The sequence below is a fragment of the Pseudomonas sp. S1_G07 genome (assembly GCF_054668565.1).
The window spans coordinates 3,654,365-3,674,026 of sequence record NZ_CP162778.1 but is presented as its reverse complement, the minus strand read 5'-3'; the positions used below and the strand labels follow the sequence as shown (position 1 = coordinate 3,674,026).

Sequence of the window (19,662 nt, the reverse complement as noted above, 5' to 3'; positions counted from 1 at the left end):
CCTAGCGGATCTGGTGCTTGTGCAGCAACCGGTAGAACGTGGGCCGGGAAACCCCCAGTACACGGGCCGCGACACTCAGGTTGTCGCTGTGCCGGTTGAGCACATCACACAGCGCCTGGCGTTCGGCGCGGTGCTTATAGTCTTCCAGTGTAGCCATTGGCGCCGAAACTGCCTGCCCACTCGCCAATCCCAGATCAACGGCTTCTATCTGCCGCCCTTCGGCAAGCACCAGGCCCCGGCGCACGCGGTTGGCCAACTCACGCACATTGCCGGGCCAGGGGTGTTGCCCCATGGCCACCAGCGCGTCTTCGCTGAAACTGCGTGGGCGTCGCCCGGTTTCCTGGCTGTAGAAACGTGAAAAGTGGTTGGCCAGCATCGCTATATCACCATGACGCTCGCGCAAAGGCGCGGTGACCACCTGCAGCACGTTGAGCCGGTAGTACAAGTCTTCGCGGAAGGTGCCTTTGGCCACGGCAGCTTCAAGGTCGACGTGAGTGGCCGCCAGCACCCGCACATCCACGGGGATAGGCTGGCTGCCGCCGACGCGCTCGACCTGTTTTTCCTGCAGAAAGCGCAGCAGATTGGCTTGCAGCTCCATGGGCAAATCGCCGATCTCATCCAGGAACAGGGTGCCGCCGTTGGCGGCCTCGATGCGCCCGATCTTGCGCTGGTGCGCGCCGGTAAACGCGCCCTTTTCATGGCCGAACAATTCGGACTGGATCAGGTGTTCAGGGATAGCCCCGCAGTTGATTGCCACGAATGGCTTGGCGTGGCGCTGGGACTGGCGGTGCAAAGTCTTGGCCACCAGTTCCTTGCCGGTGCCGCTGTCGCCGCGAATCAACACCGGGGATTCGGTGGGCGCCAGCTTCGACAATAATTTACGCAGCTCACGAATGGGCCGGCTGTCACCCAGCAGTTCATGCCCCTCATCCACCGGAGTGTGGCCCTTGCTGCGCAGGCGCGCCATGCCAAACGCACGGCCCAGGGTCACCTGCACACGCGCCACATCGAATGGCAAGGTATGGAAGTCGAAAAACCACTCACAGACGAAGTCACCGACGTTCTGCAGGCGCAGCACATCCTGGTCGAGCACGGCGATCCACTCGGTGCCGCTGCGGCTGATCAGCTCCTTGACCGCCTCGGGTCGCTCCAGGTGATAGGGCTGCACGCGCAACAGGCCGACATCGCAGGAGCGCTCGCCCACCGCCTCCAGCGCACAGCTGTCCACCGCCCACCCCGCCGTGCGTAAACCGGGCAGCAAGTCGTGACAATCGTCACAGGGGTCAACCACCAGCAAACGACGTTGGACGAGGGGCACACCCATGACTGATCCTTGGCGTCAAATTTGTCAAAGTTATTTAGAAACAACAGTTTGTGACGGCTGCTGATAACCATAGCAAGATATTGACACTCGACTTGTATCGTTTCGCTATAAGTGCGGGCAAAAAGCCATCTCTCTGTGTTGACAGTGTAAAAACCAGGCAACGGCGCAAGGTTCATTCAGCTTTCAAAACAGCTGCTTACATGACTTTAATCACGGAAAGTTGAAATTTGTTGCTCTAACATGTGACCCGTACCCCGTCATCGTGCATCAGTACAAGTAACCCACCGCACGGTCCGCCCAACCGCCGGTGCTCACTTGAATGGGCATTTAGAGAGAGACCCACATGAACGCCCCGCTCCGCATCAACGAAGCTCTTTTGATCGCAGACCGTGCTTTCCAGCCCTTTCAATGCGTGGCCTGGCACGATGGCAACGGCGCCCTGAGCCTGAGCGTCATCGACCGCACCAATACCCGTATCGGGCGTAAACAGTTGTCGTCGAAGACCTATACCGACCCGGCGCAATTGGAAGACTTGCTGTTGCAAGCGCGCGCCGAGCTCGACAAAGATGGCTACCAGCTACAGTCCTGGGCCATGCCGAAGTAAGTCGATGGGTTAACTTCCGATCATTGCAAAACAATGATCGGAAGTTGAGCGCTACAACTAAAGATGCTTATCGCGCCGCGAGCAGAAACCGTTCGATCGCTTGCGCCGCGCCATCCTCGATATTACTGCCTGTCACCACATCGGCCTGGCGCTTGACGATTTCTTCGGCCTGGCCCATGGCAATCGACCATCCGGCCACGTGAAACATTGCCGGGTCATTGCCGCCATCTCCCATTGCCGCGGTTTGCTCAAGCGGTACCCCCAGATACTCCGCCAGGGTCTTCAAAGCTTCGCCCTTATTGGCCAGCATGGCCGTCACATCCAGATAGACCGGTTGCGAACGCGACACCTGGGCCAGCCCCTGAACCTTGGGCTGCAGCCGTGCTTCCAGCTCCACCAGCAATTGCGTGTTTTGACTGGCGGCGACGATCTTGTCGACTCGGTCCAGGTACGGCTCGAAACTCTCCACAACCACCGGCCCATAGCCCAAACCGTGGGCTTCGCGCGGCTCCATCGGCCCTGGCGAGTCGCGGCGCAGCCAGTCGCCGTCGGCAAACACCCACACCTCCACGTCCGGCTCGGCCGAGAACAGCGCCAACGCGATCAGCGCCGCTTCCGCCGGCAGATGGTGGGCCACCAGGATGCTGCCATCCGGGTGGATCAACGTACCGCCGTTGAAACCCGCCACTGGCACGTCGATGCCAAATGTCTCGATCAGATGCAGCATGGCCTTGGGCGGTCGACCGCTGGCCAGGCTGAACAACACACCCGCCTCACGCAGACCGCGCACCGCATCGGCAGTGCGCTGGCTGAGACGGTGATCGGGGTGCAGCAATGTGCCGTCCACATCGCTGAGGATAAAACGGATGGGATGAATCGCGGCATCACTCATCCGAGGGTGTGCCAGGCACGGCCATCGCGGGCCAGCAATGCGTCGGCCGCCGCCGGGCCGTCCTCGCCGGCCTTATAGGCCTGGATTCCGTTGTCCTCCTGCCAGGCATCCAGAAAGGGCTGCACCGCGCGCCAGCCGTTCTCGATGTTGTCGGCACGCTGGAACAGGGTCTGGTCGCCGGTCATGCAATCGTAGATCAGGGTTTCGTACCCGGTCGACGGCTGCATCTCGAAGAAGTCCTTGTAGGCAAACCCCAACTCGATGTTGGCCATGTCCAGGGTCGGCCCCGGCCTTTTCGCCAGCAGATCGAACCACATGCCTTCGTTGGGCTGGATCTGGATTTTCAGGTAGGTGGGCTGGAGTTCATCCACCTCTGTGTCGCGAAACTGCGAATAAGGCGCGGGCTTGAAGCAGATCACGATCTCGGTGTCGCGAATGCTCATGCGCTTGCCGGTGCGCAGGTAGAACGGCACGCCGACCCAGCGCCAGTTGTCGATCATCACCTTGAGCGCCACGAAGGTTTCGGTGCTGCTGTCGGGCGCGACGTTGGCCTCCTCGCGGTAACCCGGCAATGCCTTGCCACCGATTTCGCCGGCGGTGTATTGACCCCGTACCGAATTGGCCCGCGCCTCCTCCAGCGACCAGGGGCGTACCGCACCGATCACCTTGGCCTTTTCGCCACGCACCGCATCGGCGCCAAACGCGGCTGGCGGCTCCATGGCCACCATCGCCAGCAACTGGAACAGGTGGTTGGGCACCATGTCGCGCAGGGTGCCGGTTTTTTCGAAGAAATTGCCCCGGGTCTCCACGCCGACGGTTTCGGCGGCGGTGATCTGCACGTGGTCAATGTAATGGTTGTTCCAGAACGCCTCGAACAGCACGTTGGAGAAACGGCTGATCAGGATGTTCTGTACCGTTTCCTTGCCCAGATAATGGTCGATGCGATAGATCTGCTTTTCGCTCATCACCTTGAGCAGACAGGCGTTCAGCGCTTCGGCGGTGGCCAGGTCGGAACCAAAGGGTTTTTCGATCACCACGCGGCGGAAACTGTCGTCGGTTTCCGTCAGCAAGCCCGCATTGCCCAGGCGCTGAACCACGTCACTGAAGAAGCGCGGTGCCGTGGCCAGGTAGAACATCGCATTGCCGGAGCCGCTTTCGGCGATCTTCCTGCCGATGTCGGCATAGGTGCTGTCGTCGAGAAAATCGCCCTCGACGTAGCTGATGCCCTTGGCCAACTTCGCCCACAATTGCGGGTCGAGGGCGTTATCCGCATTGCCCTTGACCTTGCTGGCGGCTTCGGTGCGGATGAAGTCCTCGAGTTTCTTGGCAAAGTCGGCATCGCTGATGGCGTTGTGATCCACGCCGACGATGCGCAAGCCGTCGCCCAGCAAGCCATCCCGACTGAGGTTGTACAGCGCCGGCATCAACAGGCGCTTGACCAGGTCGCCATGGGCGCCAAACAGAAACAGCGTGGTGGATGGAGCAGGTTCGGCCTTGAGCTTCTTACCGGTCATTTTTTGGCAGTCTCCACATGACCACCAAAGCCGAAGCGCATGGCAGATAGCATCTTGTCACCGTAGGTGCTCTGCTGGCGCGAACGGAAACGCGCAAACAACGAAGTGGACAGTACCGGTACCGGCACCGCCTGTTCCATGGCGGCTTCGATGGTCCAGCGGCCTTCGCCACTGTCGGCCACGGAGCCTGAATAGCCGTCGAGTTTCGGGTCGGTGGCCAGGGCATCGGCGGTCAGGTCCAACAGCCAGGACGAGACCACGCTGCCACGGCGCCAGACTTCGGCGATATCGGCCACGTTCAGGTCAAAGCGCTGATCTTCCGGCAGGTTTTCCGAGTTCTTGGTCTTGAGGATGTCAAAACCTTCGGCAAATGCCTGCATCATTCCGTACTCGATGCCGTTGTGGATCATCTTGACGAAATGCCCGGAACCCGCCGGGCCTGCGTGGATGTAGCCCTGTTCGGCGCGCGGGTCGGCATCGGCGGAACGATCCCTGGTGCGCGGGATGCTGCCCAGGCCGGGGGCCAGGCTGGCGAAAATCGGGTCGAGGCGCTGTACGGTTTCGGCGTCGCCACCGATCATCATGCAGTAGCCGCGCTCCAGGCCCCATACGCCGCCGGACGTACCGACGTCGACGTAATGCAGGCCTTTTTCCGACAAGGTCTTGGCGCGGCGTACGTCATCCTTGTAGTGGGTGTTGCCGCCGTCGATGATCACATCACCGTCTTCCAGCAGTTCACTCAGTTCATTGATGGTGTTTTCGGTGGGATCGCCCGCCGGCAACATCACCCACACGGCGCGGGGCTTGTGCAACCCGGCAACCAGGGCTTTCAAGTCGGCGACGCCAGTGGCGCCCTCCTCGCTCAAGCCTTTGACAAATGCTTCATTACGGTCGTAGACAACGGTGGTATGCCCATTGAGCATCAGGCGCCGTGCAATATTCCCGCCCATGCGGCCTAGTCCGATAATCCCCAGTTGCATGTGCTGATGCTCCTAACTACTAAAAAATGTGTGACATAGTTTATAGCGCAATGAGGCTAATGAGGGTTAGTCCAGAGCGGATCCACCTAGTTTCATAACAAAAAAATAGCCACTATTTCACCATCACTGCAGTGAAAGTCACACGACCGCGAAAAATATAAAAGTTCCATTGCCGCAGAAAAGAATTCAGAATTGCCGGTGACTGATGCCGAGAACCTCGACTCAAGCGTTCTGGCACACCGCGACACACCGGCTATTTGCGAGGCAAGCAATGACCACTGCACAGATGACACGTCCGCCACAGACCCTCTACGTCACTATTCGTCGTGATGAATTGCGCCAGTTGAAAGACGAACACGAACAGTTGCAACAGGAAGTCATGCGCCTGCGCGCTCATATCATTCAAGCCCAGTTGGACCAGCCTGCTGGTGCGCAACCGGCGCTCTGCTGAACCCGGTCACCGCTTTGTAAGATAACGGCTACAAAAATCTCACAAAGTTTTCACATGCTCTTCACGATACTCCCGCCCCCAAGGGCCGCCCCATGCAAGGGTGGCCTCTGTTGCGTGCAGCCCTGCGCGTCGACTGAAAATCACCGGGTTGGAGCGCTGGATGGCACTGTTCGAACGCAGCACCAAGTCTGCGAAAGGCTTTGATTGGGCCGGGTTTGGCTGGCTATTTCTGTTTTTCTGGTACTTCTCGGGTATTACCCAACTGCTGATCCAACTCAGCGGCACTTCCGGCTTCAGCGGGTTCCGCCAAGCCTTCTTCATGAGTGCGTTGTGGCTCGCCCCCATGCTGATGTTCCCACGTCGCACGCGCCTGCTGGCAGCCCTGATCGGCGTGGTGCTATGGGCCTGCTCCATGGCCAGCCTGGGTTATTTCTTCATCTACCAGCAGGAATTCTCGCAAAGCGTCATCTTCATCATGTTCGAATCGAACATCTCTGAAGCCGGCGAGTACGCCACCCAATATTTCGCCTGGTGGATCGTGCTGGCCTTCATTGCCCACACCGCGCTCGCCATTTTCCTATGGACGCGCCTGCGCCCGGTGTATCTACCCCGTGGCCAGGCAATGCTGGCAGCGGCGGCGATCGTGCTGGCGGTGGTCGGTTATCCACTGGTCAAGCAGATCGCCACCAACGACAACCTGGAACAGGCCATCGATGGCTTCGAAACCCGCATCGAGCCCGCCGTGCCGTGGCAGATGATCGTTGCCTACCGCCGTTACACCGAACAACTGGACAACATGCAAGGCATGCTCGCAAGCGCCAGCCATATCCCGCCCTTGACCGGCCTGAAGGACAGCATGGCCGGGCAGCCTTCGACCCTGGTGCTGGTCATCGGCGAGTCCACCAACCGCCAGCGCATGAGCCTGTATGGCTACCCGCGCAACACCACGCCGGAACTGGACAAACTGCGCGACCAACTGGCGGTGTTCGACAACGTCATCACCCCGCGCCCCTACACTATCGAAGCGCTGCAACAGGTCCTGACGTTCGCCGACGAAGAAAACCCGGACCTTTACCTGAAGACGCCGTCGATTGTCAGCATGATGAAACAGGCCGGCTACAAGACCTACTGGATCACCAACCAGCAGACCATGACCAAGCGCAACACCATGCTCACGACCTTTTCCGAACAGGCCGACGAACAGGTGTACCTCAACAACAACCGCAACCAGAACGCCCGCCAATACGACGGCGACGTGCTGGCGCCGTTCTCCAAGGCCCTGGCCGACCCCGCCGAGCGTAAATTCATCGTGGTGCACCTGCTGGGCACCCACATGAGCTATCAGTACCGCTACCCACCGACATTCGACAAATTCACCGATCGCCAGGGTGTGCCCGCCGGTATCAGCGACGCTCAATTGCCCACTTACAACAGCTACGACAATGCGGTGCTGTACAACGACTTCGTGGTGTCGAGCCTGATCAAGGACTACGCCAAGGCCGATCCCAATGGTTTTCTGCTGTACCTGTCGGACCACGGCGAAGACGTCTTCGACTCGGCCGGCCACACCACTTTGGGTCGCAACGAAGGCAAGCCGACGGCGCCGATGTACACCATTCCGTTCATGGCCTATGCCTCGCCGAAATGGCGTGAAAGCCACGACTGGAATTTTGCCGGCGACTTGCAACGCCCTTACAGCAGCTCGCAGTTGATTCATACCTGGGCCGACCTGGCCGGGCTGAGCTTTAACGAACTGGACCGCAGCAAAAGCCTCGTGAGCGACCGCTTCACGCCGCGCCCGCTGTTGATCGGCGATCCCTACATACGCGCGCAAAAGGCCTTGATCGACTTCAGTCTGATCAAGCCCAAAACGGTCAGCCCGGCAGATGTGGTGCTCCAACAGAAGTAAGGGTTCCCAACGATCGCCCCTCTTCTGGTTTAATCCTGAAGTACCTCCCCTCCCCTGGTCTTTACGGCTCTCCCTCTCCGGGAGAGCCGCAAAGACGACAACGAGTCTTGCGCAGTACTTACTTGGATTGCCGGCTATAAGCCGCCTTCAGCAAGTTAATAAAGCTGTTAACTTCCAATCAATCTCACGTTAACCCCCACTTAATAAGCCAGCGCCATAGTCGCTCCACGAATCTGATCATGGAGCGACCGGATGCCGCTCACTCTTAATGGGAACACTGCCATGAAACTCTCGACCTTGATGCTTGCAACCCTGATGACCCTGAGCTCCGCCGCCGCTTTCGCAGAAGGCGGCGCAGAGCGCTCGAAGGCGTTCTATGAAAATTTCGCCTTCACGCAGGAACGAACTCACGATACGACCGAACAAACTGCATCGACCGACAACAAGACATTAAAACGTATCAATGCCGACGGCGAACAACCCGAGAGTTAATTTAATACTTAGTTAATCCGAATATCCCTGTGCCATTACGCTCCGATGGCAAAGGTTTAACCGGCGCCATTGAATGGCGCCTTTTTTTTGCCTGTCGTTTATTAAAGCGCCTTGTTCCAGAACAACATGCGCCCGTGGGCCGGATCAAACTTCGAATCATCGAAACCGAACTTGCGATACGCCGACTGGGCGACCGCATTGCCCTCAAGCACCTCCAGGGTGATCTTGCAGCAGCCACGCTGGCGAGCGATCTCCTCGACCTTGTGCAGCATCTTCTGGCTCAACCCCAGGCCGCGAAACGCATTCATCACGACCACGTCGTGGATATTCACCAAAGGCCGGCAGGCGAAGGTGGAAAACCCTTCAAAGCAATTCACCAGCCCCGCCGGCTCGCCGCCGACAAACGCCAGCACACTGAAGGCATGGGGGCGCTTGGCCAGTTCGGCCGGCAATTGCGCCAGTAGATCGGCAGGCAGGCTATGGCCGCCGCCCATCGGGTCTTCGGCGTAATGGTTAAGCACACGGCCAATGGCCTGGGCATGTACGGGATTGGTGTAGCTGGCTTGCAGCACCAGGATATCTGGGGTTTCCATCGCCTTCCTCGATCACGACAACAAGGGAATCGGCTCCCTTTGAGGGCACGATTGTAAGCATGGAGCCGGCAGCAGATGAAGGCGATTAACGACAAATGTCTGCCCGAAAGCGCGAAGGTTATGCGGATCAAAAAATGCCAGACGCCCGTTCGGTGTTTTTTTCGTACAACACTCAGCCAAAACGCTGCAACTGCATTTCCTGCAAGCGGCTCAGGGTGCGTCGGAACGCAAACTCCAGGTAACCCTCGGTATACAAGCGCTCCAAGGGCACCTGGGCCTCGATGAACAGCGGCACCTTGCGGTCGTAGCACTCGTCCACCAGGGCAATAAAGCGACGCACGCTGTCATCGTGCACCGACAGCCGAGGTAATTCTCGATCGCCGGCCACCACCCGCTCGGCGCCGTCTTCGGTGCCACGGGCAATCAGGCCTGGGCGCTGCTGCGCACTCAGGTCGGGGACTTCGCCCAGCAAAATCGCCTTGAAACGATCGCACAGCAGCATGAAATCCATCGCCGCCAGCGGCTGCTCGCACAGGTCGGCATAGCGGCACCAGAGCACCCTGTCACTGCACCGCACCGACAGGATAGAGCGATGGCCAACGCTGACGGGCCCGCTGTGCACCTCCTGCCCCGCGGCCAACTGCGTGAACACCGCCGCCAGCGCCTCGGGTTGATTCACCCAGTAGCGCTGCAGGCCAATGCCGGGGTGCAGGCGGTGATCCTCACCACCGTCTACCGCCACCACCTGCATGTGCTGCTTGATCGCAGCAATGCCGGGCAGGAAGCGTTCCCGGTTGAAGCCATCGGCATACAGCTGCTCGGGCGGTTGGTTGGAGGTACACACCATCACCACCCCTTCCTCGAACATCACCTGGAACAACCGCCCCAGGATGATCGCATCGCCAATGTCATTGACAAACAGCTCGTCGAAACACAGCACACGCACGGCGTGACTGAGTTCCCGCGCCAACGCCTGCAACGGGTCGGGGGTACCGGTGAGTTGGAACAGGCGCTGATGCACCCATGCCATGAAGTGATGAAAATGCTGACGCCGCGCCGGCACTCGCAGGCTGTGATAGAACTGGTCCATCAACCAGGTTTTGCCACGCCCCACCGGCCCCCACAGGTACACGCCAGCAATCGGCGCGGCGCCCTGATGCAGGGCATCGTGACAGCGTTGCAGGGCTTCCACCGCCCGGCGCTGGGCATCGTCGACGACGAAGCCCTGCTGGACGATGGCGTGTTGGTAGGCTGCGAGAGGCGAGTCGAAAGTCATGCCCGCGATTATGACCTACAGCGAGATATCCAGCCGTGAAATCTTGCCTTGTTCATTGAGCCGGAAGGTGTAGCGCAACTCCAGCGGGCTGCCGGGAAAGTTGCCGGAGACCACATTGCTGACCAGCACTTTGCCGGTGCGGTGCTGCACGTTGAGCACTTCGACACGCGGCTGGTAACGCCGCCCGGTGTCTTCCATCCAGCGCGCAATGGCGTCGGTGCCGACCTGATGCAGACCTTCATCGAAGACGTTCGCATCCTCGGCAAAACACTGGGCAACGGCCGAGGTGTCGCCGGTGTTGGCCGCAGCGATATAGGCCACGATGGCCGGGGCCAATTCTGGGTGGGTTCCGGACATGGCATAGCTCCTTGTTGGTGATGTATGACGCCATGCTAAGCCAAGGTCGTGTCAGTTTTTGTCAGGAGTGAAAGGCCCGCATTCACGCTGTTCCATCAGCTTGCGCCAGGCCCGCAGCCAGTCACCGCGCCTTCCCGGATACCGCTCGCCATGAGCTTGCGCACTCGCCACGCGGTCGGTGCGAAAGGTGCGATAGGCGCCGCGTAATTCGCACCACGCGACGATCACCCGCACCTCGTTCAAAAAACCCAAGGCCAGCGGCCAGATCAGCCGTTGGCTCTGGGTCTGGCTCGCATCGGCGTAGTCGATATGCAGCTTGACCTGGTTGCCGATGGCCTCGCGGAACACATCGAGCGGCACGCGGTTTTCCGGGTAACCGAACCCCGGCGGACCGGGTAATAACGTCGGGTTGCGCAAGGCTTCCTGGGCGGCCGGGTCGAGCACATCGGCAATCTTCGCCAACGCGTTGGCCGCCGCTCGACTGAGCACCTCGTCCCCCCGCTGGTCCACATAACGCAACCCCAGCACAACGGCCTCGGTTTCTTCGGCGTTGAGCATCAAGGGTGGCAAGAACAAACCATTGCGCAGCACGTACCCAACCCCGGCTTCACCGAAGATCGGAGCACCCAGGGCGGTCAGCTCGGCAATATCGCGGTACAGCGTGCGTTCGGATACCTCCAGTTGCGCCGCCAGCACGGCGGCGGTCACCGGACGTTTCTTGCCCCGCAGGGCCTGCAACAAGGTCAGTAAACGAGTGGTGCGTGACACGCTGATCCCGCCGAGCAAGGAAAAAGTCCCACAGCTTAGCAGAGCCCTCTGTCAGAACATGTCAGCAGCGAAAAAGGCCTTTCCCACGCAGATCCAAGGCAAAAAAAACGGCCCGTTCAGGCCGTTTTCTTTAAGTGCATGGCTTATGCCAGGCTTTTGCTGACCACCTCGAACACATCGCTCGACAATGCGCCGGACGCAAGAATGCGCTCCAGCTCGGCCTTCATCAGCGCCTGGCGCGCGCTGTCGTATTTACGCCAGCGGGTCAGTGGCGCCAATTGGCGCGAGGCAATCTGCGGGTTGAAGCTGTTCAACTGGATCACCAGGTCGGCCAGGAAGCGATAGCCCGAACCATCGGCGGCGTGGAAGTTGATCAGGTTCTGCCCGGCAAACGCGCCGATCAGTGCACGCACCTTGTTCGGGTTCTTGAGCGTGAACGCCGGGTGCTCCATCAATGCCTGCACCCGCGCCAGGCCACCCGGCAAGGTGCTGCCGGCCTGCACACTGAACCACTGGTCCATGACCAGCGGGTTGTCTTTGAAGTTCTCGGCAAACACCGCCAAGGCCTTGGCTTTCTCCGCCTCGAACGGCGAGTTCACCAGCACCGCCAGGGCGGTCAGGCGCTCGGTCATGTTGTCGCTGGTGTCGAACTGGTCCAGGGTGGCCGCCAACACCTCAGGCTTGCCGCTGAGCATCAGGTACGACAGCGCGATGTTCTGCAATGCACGACGGGCAAAGTGCTCGGCTGCGGCAACATACGGCGTCTGTTTGGACAGCTCGCGATTGGCCTGATAACGCAGCCACAACCCTTCAAACAGGTTGTCGGCCAGTTGCTTGCGGGCAAACTCGCGGGCGGCGTGGATGGCATCGACATCCGCCACGTCGCTGATTTCCGTCAGGTAGGCCTCGCCGGGCAACGAGAGCATTTCGGCGACCATGGCCTGATCCAGGCTTTCATCGCTCAGCACCGTGCGCAGCGCGTCGATCAGGCGCTGATCGAGCTTCAGCGGCTGGCCCGCCTGATGCTGGCCGATCAGCTCCTGCAACACCTGCACCGACAATTGCTGGCCGGCATCCCAGCGGTTGAAGCCGTCGCTGTCGTGCTGCATCAGGAACATCAGTTGGTCGCGGCTGTACGGAAAGCTCAGTTTCACCGGCGCAGAGAAGCCGCGCAGCAACGAAGGCAGTGGCTGCTCAGGGATGTCGACGAAGGTGAAGGTCTGTTCGGCCTCGGTCACCGAAATCACGCGCGAGGTGCCAGCGGCAGTGGCTTCACCGGCCAGGCGCAAGGCGATACCGGCGCCCTTGCCGTCCAGCAGGCCCAGTTCAACCGGAATCACGAACGGCAGTTTTTCCACTTTGTCCGGGGTTGCCGGGCAACTCTGGCGGAAGGTCAGGCTATAGGTTTTGGCGGCGGCATCGTAGGACTCGCTCACCGCCAGGCGCGGCGTACCGGCCTGGCTGTACCAGCGTTTGAACTGGCTGAGGTCAGCGCCATTGGCGTCTTCCATGGCCTTGATGAAATCGTCGCAGGTCACGGCCTGGCCGTCGTGACGTTCGAAGTACAGGTCGCTGCCTTTACGGAAGCCTTCGGCACCGAGCAAGGTGTGGATCATGCCGACCACTTCCGAGCCCTTTTCGTACACGGTCAGGGTGTAGAAGTTGGAGATTTCGATAAAGCTGTCCGGACGCACGGCGTGGGCCATGGGGCCGGCGTCTTCGGCGAACTGGTGGGTGCGCAGGTACGCAACGTCCTGGATGCGCTTGACCGTGGCCGAGTTCATGTCGGCGGAGAAGCCCGAGTCGCGGAACACGGTGAAACCTTCCTTGAGCGACAACTGGAACCAGTCGCGGCAGGTCACGCGGTTGCCCGACCAGTTGTGGAAGTACTCGTGGGCGACAATGGCCTCGACGCGCTGGTGCGCAGCGTCGGTGGCGGTTTCGGCGCGGGCCAGCACGGCGCTGGAGTTGAAGATGTTGAGGCCCTTGTTCTCCATGGCGCCCATGTTGAAGTCGTTGACCGCGACGATCATGAAGATGTCGAGGTCGTACTCGCGGCCGTAGGTTTCTTCATCCCAGCGCATGGATTTCTTCAGACTGGTCATGGCGTGCTGGCACTTGTCGATGTTTTCCGGCTCGACGTAGATGCGCAGCGCCACGGTGCGCTCGGTCATGGTGGTGAAGCTGTCTTCGACACACCACAACTCACCGGCCACCAGCGCGAACAGGTAGGCGGGTTTCTTGAACGGGTCTTCCCAGGTCGCCCAGTGGCGGCCGTCTTCGCCGGGGCCGCTGGCAATCGGGTTGCCGTTGGACAGCAGCACCGGGTAGCGGTGTTGCTCGGCGATCACCGTGGTGGTGAAGGTGCTCATCACGTCCGGGCGGTCGAGGTAATAGGTGATCTTGCGAAAACCTTCGGCCTCGCACTGGGTGCAGAACATGCCGCCGGATTTATACAGGCCTTCCAGCGCGGTGTTGCTTTCCGGGTGGATGCGCACGCTGGTGTCGACCGTAAAGGTCTGGGTGGTCGGCTGCAGGGTCAGGTGGCTGTCGGTCAACTGGTAGTCAGCGTCTGTCAGTTCACGATCACCCAGGTTGACGCTCAACAGCTCAAGTTGCTGACCGTCCAGCACCAAAGGCGGCAAACCGGCGCCGCGCTCGGGGTTGCGGCGCATCACCAGCTGCGCGTGGACCAGGCTGTGGTCCTCGAACAACTCGAAGGTCAGGTGCGTCTCGTCGATCAGGTAGTCCGGCGCCTGATAGTCCTTCAGGTAAATCATCTTCGGTTGTTCGGTGCGCATGCGTGGGACCCTTCTACTGATGCACGGCGAGCTGGTAGGCCGTGTATTTACGAATATTGATAACGCCGGTGTCGAAGATCAGGTATTGGCCCTTGATCCCCAGCAGCGTGCCTTCGGCAATCGGATTTTTGTCCAGGTTGAAGCTGACGATCTTGGTTGGATACTGCTCTACCGGGTAGCGAATTTCGAGCGGATCGATGTCGGCAATGGTTTGGATGGCCTGCAGGCCAAAGCGTTCCTGCAAAACCAGCAGCCCGTCGGCACACGAGGCAAACAGCTCATCGCGCACCTGTGCCAGGTCCACGGCCACCGCATCACCCTTGAGCAGTGCGCGCCAGTTGGTCTTGTCGGCCACCTGGCTGCGGAACAGGTCTTCAACGAACCCGGACTGCTGGCGCGTGGCGACACGCATGATCGGCAGCGCCTGGCTGGCGCCCTGGTCCAGCCAGCGCGTCGGCAACTGGGTGGCACGGGTGATGCCGACCTTGATCCCCGACGAGTTCGCCAGGTACACCACATGGTCGGTCATGCAGAATTGCTCGCCCCAGGCTGGGTCGCGGCAGGTACCGGCGGCGTAGTGGCAACGCTCGGGGCTCATGATGCACAGGTCACACTGGGCCAGCTTGGTCATGCAAGGGTAGCAATAACCCTGGCTGAAGCTGGTCTTGGTCCTGCGACCGCAATGGCTGCAATGGATGGCACCGAGATACTCCAGGCGCACATGGGTACCGATCAACGGGTTGACCGGCACCTCGGTATCGCCCAGACGAAACGCGTATTGAACGGTCGGCTCACCGAGTTGCGCCGACATTTTGCTGACTGCACCGCGACCGATTTCAATCAATGGATCGCATCCGACTTGAACAGGATGTTCGGCACGGTGGTCGATTTCGACTGGCATTCCTGGGGGCCCATGTAGCCGGTGCGCTGGTCTTCCGGCAGGTTCTGGATTTCCCAGGCGATCATCGCCTGCAGGGACAGCTCGCGCTGTTCGGCGCTGAGCTTGCGGCCATCGGACCACTTGCCGATTTCCACGGCGAGCTTGAGGCTCTTGTAGATGTCCGGGGTGATGTTTTCGATCATTTCAGCAAAAGAGGACATGAGGCTCTTCCTTATCAAATAGAAGATTTGCGACGGTTGTACAAACCACCCAGCAAACCGGTCAGGCAACCGATAACCAAGCCACCCACATGGGCCGCATTGGCGATTTCGCCGAAGCCGATCATCGAGACCAGCCCCGACAGGCAGAGCACCAGCCACACCAGCATCATCACCAGCACGCCACGGGGCAGGCGATAGGCCGGGTTGGGCGACAACAGTTGAAAAATCCAGCAATGCCCGAGCAGGCCATACAGCACGCCGGATAACCCACCGAACAAGCCAGGGCCGCCGTAAGCGTATTGAGCGTAGTTGGAGACCAGGCTGAACAACAGCGTCAGGCCGAGCAGGTTGATACTGCCCTGGCGCGCCTCGATGCGCCGACCCAGCTCCCAGTACCACATGCCGTTCATGGCCAGGTGCAGGATGCCGAAGTGGATCAGCATCGGCGTGACCAGCCGCCACCACTGCCCCGACGCCAACATCTCCGCAAACGGGGTGAACTGGATGTATTCGCCCATCACCCGGAATGGCAGGAAGGTCAGCCAGCTCATGGCCTGCAGGTTCTCGCCGAGCAGGGTCACCGCGCCGACGATGAGGCTCGCCAGCAACACCAGGGCCGTCACCGGGCTGTGGCGCACTTGCTGGGCAAAGCTGGGGCGGATCACCGCTGCCTGTTCGGGAATATCCAGTTGCTGGTCCGGGTCACCGGCGGGAAAGCGCTGGTATAACACGCGCACATCCTCGCTCAGGTTCTCCGGCACCCACAACACCTGCTCCCCCGCTTCCTCGCTGACGCGATGGGGCACCTGCATGCGTTGCAGCAACTTGACGAAGCCACCCAGGTCGACGCCCAGGGGCAGGCGCAATACGGCCACGGCACTCATGTGATCACCTCGGGTCGTTCAACGTCGACCCATACAAATTTAGCCGGGTCCAGGCGGGTTTCCTGGTCGAGTCGGTACGCCACCAATTTGCCGTACAGCACCGCGCTGTAGTCCAGGCAGGCCAGGTTAGGGCGAATCGGTGCCGGTTTACCGCTGCGCCAGTAATGGCCGACAAACAGTAAGGGCTCATCGACGCCGTAGCGCAGCAGCGAACTCTTTTGTGTCGGCGACAAGGGCGTGCGCGCCACCGGCTCGGGCAGTGCGTCGGGCTGGAACACAATGTCGCCGTAGGTTTTGGGGTCATCTTCCCAGAACTTGGTGCGAAAGAACGCGCGCGTCAGACCGTCGCCGCCGGTCAGCGTCAAGCCATCGGGCAGGCGCATATCGGTGCCGCGCAGCAGGCGGTCAAAGGCGCTGTTGGCAAAGCTGCCGGGCACCGCCGCCGCTTGCAGGAAGTGCTGGTCAATGCAGCCGTCCGGGAAGGTCGCGCGCAGCGGCTGGATAAAACCGTCGTCCCAGCACGCATGCACCACGCGAAAACGCCCGGCATCGACAAACAGCGGCATGTCATAGAACCAGCCGAGGAAGTCGTGCCAGTCGGCCGGGTGATGCTCGAACTGGGTCAGGGTTTCGTGGATCAAGCGCTCGTGCCGTGGGTTGTGCTCGCGCACGAACTGCTTGCCGCTGCCCGGCGGTGCCGGCGTGGTCCAGCCCAGCGCGTTGAACTCATGGTTGCCCATGATGCACAGCGCCTGGCCGGCCTCGGTCATGTCGTGGACGATATGCAACGCCTCGCGGATGCGTGGGCCACGGTCGATGATATCGCCGAGGAACACCGCCATGCGCGATGGATGGCGCCACGTACCCGCTTGCTTGTGGTAGCCCAATTGCTCAAGCAAGTGCTCAAGGGTATGAGCGCAACCGTGCACGTCTCCAATCAGGTCGTAGCTACGCGCGGGATCGAGCATCAGTCGCCTCCACCCCCCAAGCGGCTGCCCCAGCCCAACTTGGTGCGGCACACTTCGTAGTAGTTGTGGTCCAGCGGGTGAATCAAGCGCAGCTTCTGCGCCTTCTTGCTTACGGTGATGGTGTCACCGGGCGCGCAGGTGAAATGGTTCTGCCCATCACAGGAGACTTGCGGGTAGATCTGCATGTCTTTGGACACCACGATTTTCAGCTCACTGTTGCCATCGACCACAATGGGCCGGCTGGACAACATATGGGGGTACATCGGCACGATCACAATGGCATCGAGCTTGGGATGCATGATCGGGCCACCCGCCGACAGCGCATACGCGGTGGAGCCGGTCGGCGTGGCGACGATCAGGCCGTCGGCCTTCTGGCTGCACACGAACTGGCCGTCGATATACAGCTCGAACTCGATCATGCGCGTGGACTTGCCGGGGTGCAGCACCACATCGTTGAGGGCATCGCCCTGGCCGATGGCTTCGCCGTGGCGGCGCACTTCGGCCTGCAGCAGGAAGCGGTTCTCCACCAAATAATGGCCGTCGAGCACCTTGGCCACTTCGACTTCCAGCTCGTCGGGGCGGATATCGGTCAGGAACCCCAGGCTGCCACGGTTGATCCCCAGCACCGGCACGTTGTGCCGCGCCAGGGCCCGGGCTGCGCCGAGCAGGCTGCCATCGCCGCCGACCACGATGACCATGTCGCACACTTCGCCGAGCATCTTGCGCGATGAGGTCTGCAGGCCGTGGCCGGGGAGGATTTCGGCGATGGTGTCTTCGAGGATCACATGCAGGTGGCGTTCCAGCAGGAATTTTTTCAGCCGGCGGACGGTGTCCAACACCTGGGTACTGCCCAGGCGACCGATAATGCCGATATTGCGAAAGTGCTCCATGGGGCTCCTGCGGGGTGTGGAGTGAGGCAAAAAAGAAACGATTATGGGCGAAAGGCTGCGTCAGGCAAAATCCTTTGTCGCCGCCAAGCCCTGATGACAACGCTTCTCAGGCCCCCGACCCAGGTTGAAAAGGCTATGCTCGGACCATGACTGTATTCCCCGACTTGCACACATTACCTCGCCAATTGCGTCACCCCGAGGTGCGCGACCTGGCGTGGGTGATGCTCGCCCCACCGATGCTCGCGCAAACACCGTGGCCACAGCGTCACCCGCTGGCCGGCAGCGACTGGGTGCAAGCGCCCGATCAGCTTGAACACTGGCTGCGTACCCTCGACCAGGACAGCCGCACCTTGCAGCAATGGCTGAGCCTGGCGCGCACCCGGCGCCTGGGCCTGTATTACGAACGCCTGTGGCAGTTCGCCGTGCACCACGCGCCGGGCGTGGAATTGCTCGCCGCCAACCTGCCGATCCGTCGCGCCGGGCACACCCTGGGCGAGCTGGACATGCTGCTGCGCGACCGCGATGGCGTGCACCACCTGGAGCTGGCGATCAAACTCTACCTGGGGCCGCAGGACGGCAACGGCCGGGACACCGCGCAGTGGCTGGGCCCAGGCTGCCACGACCGGCTGGACCGCAAGCTGGCGCACCTGGCCCAGCACCAGTTACCCATTTCGGCACGGCCAGAGAGCCGTGAAGTACTGGCGGCCCTGGATATTCAGCAGTTCGACGCGCATTTGTGGCTGGGCGGTTATCTGCTCTACCCCTGGCCCGGCCAGGCTGAATCACCGCAGGGCGCGCACCCGCGGCATTTGCGTGGGCGCTGGTTGCATCAGCGAGATTGGCAGGATTTTGTCAGCGCCAGTGCGCCAGGCCGCTGGCAACCCCTGCCCCGTCATGCGTGGTTGGCGCCGGCGCATTACCCGGCAGATGAGGTGTGGGATGAAGAGCGGATGCAGCGCTGGCTGGTCGACCTTGACCCCATGGCGCCGGCGCAGTTGTTGGTGCGCATGGTTCAGAACGGCGAGGATTGGGAAGAAGCCGAGCGGTTGTTTCTGGTGGCAGACCTTTGGCCGAATGTGCCGGGGGCGGGCTGAAGATTCGGCGCTGTTGTCGATGACCTCTTCGCGAGCAAGCCCGCTCCCACAAGGGAATGCGCTCAACCTGTAGGAGCTGGCTTGCCTGCGATAGCAATCGCTCAGGCGCTACACCTCATCAATATGCCGATAATCCAGCTGCAGACCGCTCGCCAACGCTTGAGCCCGGCCCAACCTGATGGGCCCGCGCTCGATATCCACCAGCATCCCCGCACACGCCAGTAACGGCAACGCACTGATGTCCTTGAGCCGCCCATCGGTAATCACCAGCAACCTCTGTTGCTCGGCCGGATAACGCTTGCGCCGCGCCACCAGCCACCGCTCCGCCTCGGTCAATGCCGCCAGCAACGGCGTACCGCCGCCCGCGCCCAATTGATCCAGCCACCCCGTCAAGCTTTTCGCGGCCTTCAAGCCTTGTACCTGCCACTTCGGCGTCTTGCCGCTGGCCGTCAGCAGCGCCATGCGCGCGCGCTGGCGATAAGCATCATCAAACAACTGCGCCAATAACCCTTTGGCATCGCTCAGCGCCTGATGGCGCCGGGTAGAGGCCGACGCATCGACAATCACCAGCCACAATTCATGCGCCGCACGGCTACGCAGGTGGAACAACAGATCCTGACGGCATCGCGGCCGGCCGCCGAGCAAGGTGCCCGGCCAATTGACCGAACCGTGTCGCGCGCTGCGCGCCTTACCCTGCCTGCCTCCGTCCAGTCGACCCGCCTTGGGCCGGGCATCCGCCCCCGCGTCAGGTCGGGGGCGGATGC

At 61.0% G+C, this 19,662-nt stretch carries 20 protein-coding genes; 5 read left to right on the top strand and 15 right to left on the bottom strand.

The features are described from left to right. Nucleotide 1 precedes the first annotated feature (1 nt). A complete protein-coding gene (locus AB4O05_RS16890) occupies nt 2–1,324 on the bottom strand; it encodes a sigma-54 dependent transcriptional regulator (RefSeq protein WP_460136502.1) in 1,323 nt (440 codons plus the stop codon). A gap of 343 nt (nt 1,325–1,667) precedes the next feature. On the opposite strand from AB4O05_RS16890, the gene AB4O05_RS16885 reads away from it, so the two are divergent. Further along, the gene (locus tag AB4O05_RS16885) at nt 1,668–1,928 is read left to right on the top strand and encodes a hypothetical protein (protein ID WP_460136503.1); all 261 of its coding nucleotides are present in this window, start codon (nt 1,668–1,670) and stop codon (nt 1,926–1,928) included. 67 nt (nt 1,929–1,995) lie between these two features. On the opposite strand, the gene AB4O05_RS16880 is transcribed toward AB4O05_RS16885, so the two are convergent. From AB4O05_RS16880 to gnd, 3 genes are read right to left on the bottom strand one after another with little or no spacing between them, the layout of a single operon-like run. Next, complete coding sequence (locus AB4O05_RS16880; protein ID WP_460136504.1) at nt 1,996–2,820, bottom strand: HAD family hydrolase; 825 nt, start codon at nt 2,818–2,820, stop codon at nt 1,996–1,998. After that, entirely contained in the window at nt 2,817–4,334 is a 1,518-nt protein-coding gene (gene zwf / locus AB4O05_RS16875; protein ID WP_460136505.1) for a glucose-6-phosphate dehydrogenase, read from the bottom strand. Before zwf ends, AB4O05_RS16880 begins: the two co-directional genes overlap by 4 nt. Next, nucleotides 4,331–5,314, bottom strand: a complete 984-nt coding sequence (gnd, locus tag AB4O05_RS16870; protein ID WP_460136506.1) for a phosphogluconate dehydrogenase (NAD(+)-dependent, decarboxylating) — start codon at nt 5,312–5,314, stop codon at nt 4,331–4,333. The genes zwf and gnd overlap by 4 nt, the downstream gene beginning before the upstream one ends. Before the next feature lie 271 nt (nt 5,315–5,585). Between gnd and AB4O05_RS16865 the strand changes: the two genes are divergently transcribed. The 3 genes from AB4O05_RS16865 to AB4O05_RS16855 all read left to right on the top strand — a co-directional run bounded on the left by AB4O05_RS16865 (nt 5,586) and on the right by AB4O05_RS16855 (nt 8,166). After that, nucleotides 5,586–5,765 carry a DUF6026 family protein gene (locus AB4O05_RS16865; protein ID WP_460164754.1) on the top strand — a complete coding sequence of 60 codons (180 nt, stop codon included), beginning with the start codon at nt 5,586–5,588 and terminating at the stop codon, nt 5,763–5,765. A 160-nt stretch (nt 5,766–5,925) separates the two neighbouring features. Further along, nucleotides 5,926–7,674 carry a phosphoethanolamine transferase CptA gene (locus AB4O05_RS16860; RefSeq protein ID WP_460136507.1) on the top strand — a complete coding sequence of 583 codons (1,749 nt, stop codon included), beginning with the start codon at nt 5,926–5,928 and terminating at the stop codon, nt 7,672–7,674. A gap of 282 nt (nt 7,675–7,956) precedes the next feature. Next, entirely contained in the window at nt 7,957–8,166 is a 210-nt protein-coding gene (locus AB4O05_RS16855; protein WP_460136508.1) for a hypothetical protein, read from the top strand. A 101-nt stretch (nt 8,167–8,267) separates the two neighbouring features. Here the strand turns inward: AB4O05_RS16855 and AB4O05_RS16850 are convergent, their stop codons facing one another. The 10 genes from AB4O05_RS16850 to AB4O05_RS16805 form a co-directional block, all read right to left on the bottom strand. After that, entirely contained in the window at nt 8,268–8,759 is a 492-nt protein-coding gene (locus AB4O05_RS16850) for a GNAT family N-acetyltransferase (protein WP_460136509.1), read from the bottom strand. 172 nt (nt 8,760–8,931) lie between these two features. After that, complete coding sequence (gene zapE, locus AB4O05_RS16845) at nt 8,932–10,035, bottom strand: cell division protein ZapE (RefSeq protein WP_460136510.1); 1,104 nt, start codon at nt 10,033–10,035, stop codon at nt 8,932–8,934. Between the two features lie 15 nt (nt 10,036–10,050). Continuing rightward, on the bottom strand, nt 10,051–10,392 hold the full coding sequence (locus AB4O05_RS16840) for a nuclear transport factor 2 family protein (protein ID WP_460136511.1): 342 nt from the start codon (nt 10,390–10,392) through the stop codon (nt 10,051–10,053). A gap of 51 nt (nt 10,393–10,443) precedes the next feature. Beyond that, nucleotides 10,444–11,160 (bottom strand): helix-turn-helix transcriptional regulator, encoded by a 717-nt coding sequence (locus AB4O05_RS16835; RefSeq protein ID WP_460136512.1) that lies wholly within the window; start codon nt 11,158–11,160, stop codon nt 10,444–10,446. Nucleotides 11,161–11,303: 143 nt separating this feature from the next. After that, nucleotides 11,304–13,961, bottom strand: coding sequence for an aminopeptidase N (gene pepN / locus AB4O05_RS16830; RefSeq protein WP_460136513.1), 2,658 nt, complete (start codon nt 13,959–13,961; stop codon nt 11,304–11,306). A 13-nt stretch (nt 13,962–13,974) separates the two neighbouring features. Continuing rightward, nucleotides 13,975–14,805: a DUF2797 domain-containing protein gene (locus AB4O05_RS16825; RefSeq protein WP_460137561.1), complete on the bottom strand. Its 831-nt coding sequence runs from the start codon at nt 14,803–14,805 to the stop codon at nt 13,975–13,977. Continuing rightward, nucleotides 14,802–15,062 carry a YeaC family protein gene (locus AB4O05_RS16820; RefSeq protein ID WP_460136514.1) on the bottom strand — a complete coding sequence of 87 codons (261 nt, stop codon included), beginning with the start codon at nt 15,060–15,062 and terminating at the stop codon, nt 14,802–14,804. Before AB4O05_RS16820 ends, AB4O05_RS16825 begins: the two co-directional genes overlap by 4 nt. Nucleotides 15,063–15,076: 14 nt before the next feature. Then, nucleotides 15,077–15,946 (bottom strand): rhomboid family intramembrane serine protease, encoded by an 870-nt coding sequence (locus AB4O05_RS16815; RefSeq protein ID WP_460136515.1) that lies wholly within the window; start codon nt 15,944–15,946, stop codon nt 15,077–15,079. Beyond that, a complete protein-coding gene (locus tag AB4O05_RS16810; RefSeq protein WP_460137563.1) occupies nt 15,943–16,917 on the bottom strand; it encodes a metallophosphoesterase in 975 nt (324 codons plus the stop codon). Before AB4O05_RS16810 ends, AB4O05_RS16815 begins: the two co-directional genes overlap by 4 nt. Continuing rightward, a complete protein-coding gene (locus AB4O05_RS16805; protein ID WP_003190745.1) occupies nt 16,914–17,804 on the bottom strand; it encodes an NAD(+) kinase in 891 nt (296 codons plus the stop codon). The genes AB4O05_RS16810 and AB4O05_RS16805 overlap by 4 nt, the downstream gene beginning before the upstream one ends. A 146-nt stretch (nt 17,805–17,950) precedes the next feature. Between AB4O05_RS16805 and AB4O05_RS16800 the strand changes: the two genes are divergently transcribed. After that, nucleotides 17,951–18,898, top strand: a complete 948-nt coding sequence (locus AB4O05_RS16800; protein WP_460136517.1) for a DUF1853 family protein — start codon at nt 17,951–17,953, stop codon at nt 18,896–18,898. 108 nt (nt 18,899–19,006) lie between these two features. Here AB4O05_RS16800 and AB4O05_RS16795 read toward each other — a convergent pair whose 3' ends face one another. Beyond that, a complete protein-coding gene (locus AB4O05_RS16795; protein ID WP_460137565.1) occupies nt 19,007–19,609 on the bottom strand; it encodes a vWA domain-containing protein in 603 nt (200 codons plus the stop codon). Nucleotides 19,610–19,662 lie beyond the last annotated feature (53 nt).